Annotated in this window: 8 protein-coding genes; 6 read left to right on the top strand and 2 right to left on the bottom strand. The window is 59.1% G+C overall.

What is annotated here, in order from left to right; genetic code table 11:
- Window positions 1–7: 7 nt before the first annotated feature.
- The 6 genes from PZA18_RS18435 to PZA18_RS18460 all read left to right on the top strand — a co-directional run bounded on the left by PZA18_RS18435 (window position 8) and on the right by PZA18_RS18460 (window position 5,340).
- On the top strand, window positions 8–892 hold the full coding sequence (locus PZA18_RS18435) for a sterol desaturase family protein (RefSeq protein WP_284102342.1): 885 nt from the start codon (window positions 8–10) through the stop codon (window positions 890–892).
- On the top strand, window positions 889–1,683 hold the full coding sequence (locus PZA18_RS18440) for a thioesterase II family protein (protein WP_284102343.1): 795 nt from the start codon (window positions 889–891) through the stop codon (window positions 1,681–1,683). The genes PZA18_RS18435 and PZA18_RS18440 overlap by 4 nt, the downstream gene beginning before the upstream one ends.
- On the top strand, window positions 1,680–2,723 hold the full coding sequence (locus PZA18_RS18445) for a GSCFA domain-containing protein (protein WP_284102344.1): 1,044 nt from the start codon (window positions 1,680–1,682) through the stop codon (window positions 2,721–2,723). Before PZA18_RS18440 ends, PZA18_RS18445 begins: the two co-directional genes overlap by 4 nt.
- A gap of 29 nt (window positions 2,724–2,752) precedes the next feature.
- Window positions 2,753–3,436 (top strand): hypothetical protein, encoded by a 684-nt coding sequence (locus tag PZA18_RS18450; RefSeq protein WP_284102345.1) that lies wholly within the window; start codon window positions 2,753–2,755, stop codon window positions 3,434–3,436.
- A 50-nt stretch (window positions 3,437–3,486) separates the two neighbouring features.
- Window positions 3,487–4,362, top strand: coding sequence for a TauD/TfdA dioxygenase family protein (locus PZA18_RS18455; protein WP_284102346.1), 876 nt, complete (start codon window positions 3,487–3,489; stop codon window positions 4,360–4,362).
- Window positions 4,363–4,545: 183 nt separating this feature from the next.
- Window positions 4,546–5,340, top strand: a complete 795-nt coding sequence (locus PZA18_RS18460; RefSeq protein ID WP_284102347.1) for a M24 family metallopeptidase — start codon at window positions 4,546–4,548, stop codon at window positions 5,338–5,340.
- A gap of 99 nt (window positions 5,341–5,439) precedes the next feature.
- Here the strand turns inward: PZA18_RS18460 and PZA18_RS18465 are convergent, their stop codons facing one another.
- Both PZA18_RS18465 and PZA18_RS18470 read right to left on the bottom strand, forming a co-directional pair.
- On the bottom strand, window positions 5,440–6,198 hold the full coding sequence (locus PZA18_RS18465) for a hypothetical protein (protein WP_284102348.1): 759 nt from the start codon (window positions 6,196–6,198) through the stop codon (window positions 5,440–5,442).
- 56 nt (window positions 6,199–6,254) lie between these two features.
- Window positions 6,255–6,476 carry a hypothetical protein gene (locus PZA18_RS18470; RefSeq protein ID WP_284102349.1) on the bottom strand — a complete coding sequence of 74 codons (222 nt, stop codon included), beginning with the start codon at window positions 6,474–6,476 and terminating at the stop codon, window positions 6,255–6,257.
- Between the last annotated feature and the right edge of the window lie 269 nt (window positions 6,477–6,745).

The following is a 6,745-nucleotide window of genomic DNA, read 5'->3' on the forward strand; positions in this document are numbered from 1 at the left end:
AACCTGCATGCAGAACCTTGTGAAGCACATCGCAGATACCCTGCTGGGCATTGGCCAGCTGGTACTGATCGCCGGGGCGGTGGTCAGCCTGTTCGGGCTGTTTGAACTCTGGCGGGCGGCAGGCCGTGGCGGCGGCATCCGCCATCGCGCCTATAACCTGCTGATCTTTGGCCTCAACTTCACCGGCATGGCGATAGTGGGACTGGTGCTCGATCCACTGGAAGCCAAGCTGCCAAATCACGGCCTGATCGGCTGGCTGTTCCCCGACTGGAAGCACGAGGGGTGGCATGGCCCGCTGCTGGCAACGCTGGTGTATGCGCTGGTGTATGATTTTTTCCACTATTGGGCGCACCGGGCCCAGCATGAGATCCCCGTGCTGTGGCTGTTTCACCGGGTTCATCATGATGATGCCGCAATGGATGCCTCGACTTCGGTAAGGCACAGCCTGGGGGCGGGGGTGGCTGGTACTTTGCTGGCGCACTTTCCAACCTACCTCGTCTGTGGCGGTGGTTTGCTGCCCTACGCCGGCTCGGTGGCGCTGTTCTGGGTCTGGTTCTTTTTCAGCCACGCCAATCTGCGCCTGCATTTGGGCTGGCTGGGCTGGCTGATTGTCGGGCCGCAGCAGCATCGCATCCATCATGGTGTCTCGGTTGCCTACCACAATCGCAACTACGCGCAGTTCTTTCCGATTTACGACTGGCTGTTCGGCACCCTGCGCCAACCGCTGCCCGATGAGTGGCCAGAAACGGGTGTTGCCGGCGAACAGCCTTCCACCAACCCGCTGCGACAGGTGTTCATGCCCTGGCGCAGCCGCCCCCAACGCGCTGACGCGACAACCGCTCCCACCCCCAGTGGAGCGCCCCCCGCCAGCGAAGGAGCTTCTTCGTCATGACTACCTTGGTTCAACCAGCCCTCAATCCCTCGCTGCCGCAGTACGAACCGTGGTTCTGCCGCTCGATGTTGCAGAGTGCACCCGTGCGCCTGTTCTGCTTTCCGTTTGCCGGGGGTAATGCCACCACCTTTTTATCGTGGCAGGCCCACCTCGGCCCGCAGATCGAGTTATGTGCGATACAACCGCCCGCCCGGGGCGCCCGCCTGCTCGAACCACCACTCGACACCATGCCGGCCTTGCTGGATGCGCTGCTGCCGGCCATCACCCCCAAGCTCGATCGCCCATTTGCCTTTTTCGGCCATAGCCTGGGCGGCCTGGTGGCATTCGAACTGGCACGCGCCTTGCGCCGACAGGGCCTGCCGCTGCCGGACAGCCTGTGGATATCCGGCACCGAAGGCCCGCAAACCCGCCAGTTACGTGACACCCTGCACACCTTGCCCGATGCCGGGCTGATCGCGGCACTGCGCGACTACAACGGCACGCCCGCAGCCTTGCTGGAAGACGCCGAATTGATGGCGCTGGTCTTGCCCGGTGTACGCGGCGACTTTGCGGTGGCTGAGCGCTATGCCTATCAGCAGGAAGCGCCGCTGGATCTGCCGATCCATCTGCTGCTGGCCGATGCCGACCCTTGGGTGGATGCCGAACGTGCGTCCGGCTGGGCGCGTGAGTCGTCCCGGCCCTTGCAGACCGACACCTATGCAGGTGACCACTTTTTCATCCAGCCCCATATGGCAGCCATCACCGCACGGTTGCGGCAGGCGCTGACGAAACACGAGGTAGCCTTGCCATGAGCCAGAACCCCTACATGCAACAGCCACCACGCGCCTTCTGGCGTAGCGCCATTGCTGAGCGGGCCATGCATGAGATCGACGCCCTGTGGCAACCCAAATTTACCTTATGTCGCGGCGACACCCTGATCACCGCCGGTTCCTGTTTTGCCCAGCACATCAGCCGCGCCCTGGTGGCAGAAGGCATGCACTGGCTGGATGCCGAACCCACCCCAGCCGATCTGAGCGCGGCTGAAGCACAGGCCCGAAACTATGGGGTGTTTTCCTTCCGTACCGGCAATCTCTATACCGCCGCCATGCTGCGGCAATGGCTGGAATGGGCACTGGGCAAGCGCCCCCTGCCCACCGAGCTCTGGCAGGAAGGCGAACGCTGGTTTGATCCGCTTCGCCCCGCCATCGAGCCGGACGGTTTTGCCAGCGCCGATGCCGTGCATGCGGCACGCGAGATCACCCTGCAGGCCATCCGTACTGCGGTGGAGGAAGCACGCTGTCTGGTATTCACCCTCGGCCTCACCGAAGCCTGGGTGGATCGTCAGCAAGCTCTGGTCTACCCGGTCTGCCCTGGCACCGTACACGGCCGGTTTGATGCGGACCGGCACACATTTCACAACTTCCGCTACGACGAGATCGACACCGACCTGCGCGCCGCCCTCGCTCTGCTGCGTGAAGCCAACCCGCTGATCAGGATTCTGCTCACCGTCTCACCCGTCCCGCTGACCGCTACCGCCAGCACGGCGCATGTACTGGTCGCCAACAGCCATTCCAAGTCGGTGCTGCGGGCAGTGGCTGGCCAGCTGGCCAGCGAGCTGGCGTACGTGGATTACTTTCCGTCGTATGAACTGATCAGCAGCCACCCTTTCAAGGCTGCGTTTTACGAGCCGAATCTACGGCAGGTCACCGCCGAGGGGGTGGCCTTTGTCATGCAGCAGTTCTTCGCAGCGATCCGGCCTGCTGCGAGCCCGTTCAGCCCACCCGCCAAACCCTTGGCAGCCGATGATCTGGTGTGTGAAGACTCGGTGCTGGACTACTACAGCCAGGCATGAATCCGACGATTGAAGAAGGAAGCCCATCCATGACGACAAAGGCCCACTTCCTGCTGTTGGGCGATTCACACGCCGGGCCGATAGGTCTGGCGGCACAAGACGAAGGCGTCGCCTTTAGCGGAGGCCCGCTTGGCGCCGGCCGCGAGTTCACGGCGCATTTTTTCGAGCCGGGTGATGGCGACATGGTGTTGCGCAAGCCAGATGCCGACCAGCGCTACCGGCAGTTTCTGAGCGAGCTGGCGATTACCCGGCTGGCCGATCTGCCGGTACCGCTGGTCTCGACCTTTGGCCTGAGCCTGCATTTTTATGCCACCCGCGACAACTGGCCAGCTTACCGATTGCCCGATCAGCAATTCGCACCGGGTTTTCTGCAAAGCCGCCTGTTCGACACCATCATCGCGCAGATGGCCCGTGATGCACTGGCCTTTTACCGCCTTGCACGCACGATGGGGCTGCGAGTCCTGGCCGTTCTACCACCACAACGGGTACCGGCCCTATCGGATGCCGAGGTGTTTATGGCGGCCCAGCATTGCCTGCACAGCAAGCTGACAGCGCTTGGCGTTGAAATCATTGATGTGCGCAAACGGGTGTGCGACAGCCAGGGCCTGCAACGGCCGGAATATTGTGAAGCCGATGATCCGATCCACGGCAACCTGGCCTTCGGCCGGCAGATTCTGGCCGAGCTGATGCGGCGGGGAGTGGCGGTAATGTAAGTGACCAATACTCGCCTAGCGCCAACCTTCAAGACCAAAGGGAGAAAACAATGGAAAACACCGTACTGCAAGCCGTTGAACGCCTCACCACCCAGCCGGCCCTGGCCTGCGAAACCATCCAGTTGCATCCGCTGACACCGGTGATCGGTGCCGAAGTTCGCGGCATCGACCTCGCTCAGGAGCCAAGCCCCCAGCAACTGACCGAGCTGAAGGCCGCTTTCCTGCGCCATCATGTGCTGGTCTTCCGCGACCAGATCATCACCCCCGAACAACACAAGCGCTTCGCCAATCACTTTGGCGAACTACGGCGACTGCCGCTGGCGGATGTTGATGGCGGCGACCCGGCCATTCTCGAAGTCAAAGCATCGAAACATTCCCAATTTGTGGCCGGCGAAGACTGGCACTGCGATGGCACCGCCGATGCCGAGCCGGCCTTGGGATCGATGCTGTACGTGACCCAAACCCCCGAGCCCGGCTGCGGCGGCGACACGATGTGGGCCAATATGCACCTGGCCTACGACATGCTCTCCCCCGCCATGAAGCAACTGCTGGACGGCCTCACCGCCATCCACGACGGCCTGATCCCGTGGCAGGGCTACACCCCGCCGCCAGAGTACGTCGTGCCCAAGAACGAACATCCGGTGATCGTGCGCCACCCCGAAACCGGCCGCAAACTGCTGTTTGTGAATGCCGGCTTCACCTCGCATATCGTGCAGCTTTCCAAAGCCGAAAGCCGGGCGATTCTGGACATGCTGTTCAATCTGGTGGCCCGCGAACCCATCCTCACCTGCCGCGTCCGCTGGACCCCCAATACCCTGGTGTTCTGGGACAATCGCTGCACCCAACACCACGCGGTATGGGACTACTACCCCCACTCCCGCTACGGCCAACGCGTGTCGATTCTCGGGCAACGCCCGATAGCGTGAAATTTCCCCGCAAGATTTGTCAGTCCCTCACAACAGAAAAGCCATGGCCTTAAATCTGAAAGGCTATGGCTTATATGACTTGATATCTGATTGTTACGAATAAAATACAATTAAATTATATTGCGAGATGGGATTTGATAATGCAGTACCAGCAAATTTCATGAAAATATACAGGATGATGCCATGCCATTTTTTATCAAAGAACTACAGATTCAGCCAAATAAACCGGATGTGAATGAAAATATATACCATCTTGCAAATCACTTGAAAGAAATATACAGCAATATGCTAAATGGGCTGACAGATGGGGTTTCGACGCGAGAACTATCGGATATAGCACATGCTACGGCTCGCAGCATGGGAATTTCTCTGACATTCAAGGAGGTTCAGGGATTTCCTGATGGCGTATCGATTTCAGTCAATCATGAGAGTGCCAATGGTGTGCCAGACAAAAGCAAAATAATAAAGACGGGTGACATGGTCAAAGTGGCTATAGGTGTTGGCAATGCAGGCCAAGCATTTTGCGTCCAGAATTCGACAGTCGTGCTTGGAAAACCAACTTTGCTTGATTCTTTGCTGATTGCAAAAACCAAAAAATGTCTTCAGCAGGCAATTGCCGTGTGCCTCCCTGGCAACAGGGTTTCTGATATTGTGCAAGCCCTTGATGAAACCGCCAAGCAGGAAACAATATTTATTTCAAAGCTTTTCTGTGGTCATATGATTGGCACCAAACCAATATTGGCGCCGGCAATCATTAAGCCCAAGATGTTTTTTGGCAAGGATTATATATTGCAAGCCGGGTGTATGGTCTCTGTATCGGTTATTGGCTACTCGCAGAAACCGAATGAGTGCTTTCGCCAGAATAGATGGACAGTCTATGAAAAAAATGGACTGAGATCTGCCGCATTTAGCCACGTGGTAATGGTTGATGAGGGCGGAGTAAAAACTGTAACGGCGGAACTCCCGGTATGCGTCTAGCCGGGGCAGTTCCATTTTATGGAAAAAGAAGCCCCTTGGCGCCGCCAAAAGGCAGCAACCTTATAACTAGGGGTATCAATTTACGATAGGGCGTGACATTCAGGTAGGCAGGCTGCCCAACAGGCTGTACGCCAGTCGCTGATAGATGGCCTGCAGTGCATCAGCCTTGTCGGGATGCCGGTCGTGATTGGCGTAGGCGTGAGCGGTGATATAGAGCAGGGAGAAGGGGTAGCAGTCTGCGTAGGCATCGTGGTCACCGCTGATCAAGGCCGTAGCCAGTTGCTCGGCATTGGCGGCGGCATTGGCATCGGCATGGGAGCAGGCATTGGCCGTGGTGTTGAGTTCGGCATAGCTCCGGGCGAAGTGCTGGGCCTCGTCGGCGGCGTAATCGTTGGCCTCGGCGTAGGCCAGCGCATTGGCATGGGCCGTGGCATAGGCCTCGGCAAAACCATAAGCCTGACGATACAGCTCGTGCAGGGTAGCTTGCAGTCTGGTGTGCCAATCCTGCTGGCTGATAGCTGTCCCATCCAGCGCCTGCCCATGCAGCTGCTGCAAGGCCAGGGCGCGCTCAGGCTCGCCCCCACGTTGCGCGCTGACATCCGCTACGATGGAGAGCCAGTCCCGCTGCCAGCGATGAACGGCACTGAAGGGTAGGCCGTGGTCGAATCGGTCCAATGCAGCCAGCAATTGCTGCAGCCAGAGGTAGGCGCCATCGCCCTGCTTGGCATAAAGCAGGCTGGCAGACTGGGCCAGCCAGCGCGGCATCTGATCTGCAGGTAGCGACGCCCACCATTGCGGATCGATTTCGTCCGGAAGCGGCAAGGCAAGCAAGGATTGATGGGGTTGCGATACTGACACGATGGTCCTCCGGAAGTCGTCGGGGTGCGGGACGGCTGGAGACTGCTCCGGCCTCCCTATTTCGAGCCATCTGGCACCGACCAGTCGAATCCGAATGGAGATATGCGTGTGCTGAATGGCTCATCTGGCAGTTCTTCGCCGCACCAGGGGCAATGCCAGATCGTGCATCCCCGCTCGCCAATTGTCCACATCGGGTCTTCGCCGCGCCACCAGCTGAAGCGAACCCTCTCCATCGTCTCCCTTACCGCAGGGCTGGAAACGGTTTCCTCGACCGCCATGTAGGTTCTGTTGACGTTAGGTTTGCAGATCGCGTTTCGCCGGAAAATGGCCTGGAACAAGGCGCAGAGCGTGCCGCATAGTCATTCTATGCAAACGCTCTGCAACACCGGGCCAGGCCATTTTCCGGCGAAACCCTGCGGGGCGGGGCGAGTTTTTGGGGGGGGGGGGGGGGGGGGGGGGGGGGTTTTGGGGGGAAAAAAAAGCAAACAAAACAAACACGAGCCCAAAACAACAAAACGCCCCACAGAAAAACAAAACAAAACAAAAA

Source organism: Parachitinimonas caeni (assembly GCF_030129945.1).
Classification (GTDB): Bacteria; Pseudomonadota; Gammaproteobacteria; order Burkholderiales; family Chitinimonadaceae; genus Parachitinimonas; species Parachitinimonas caeni.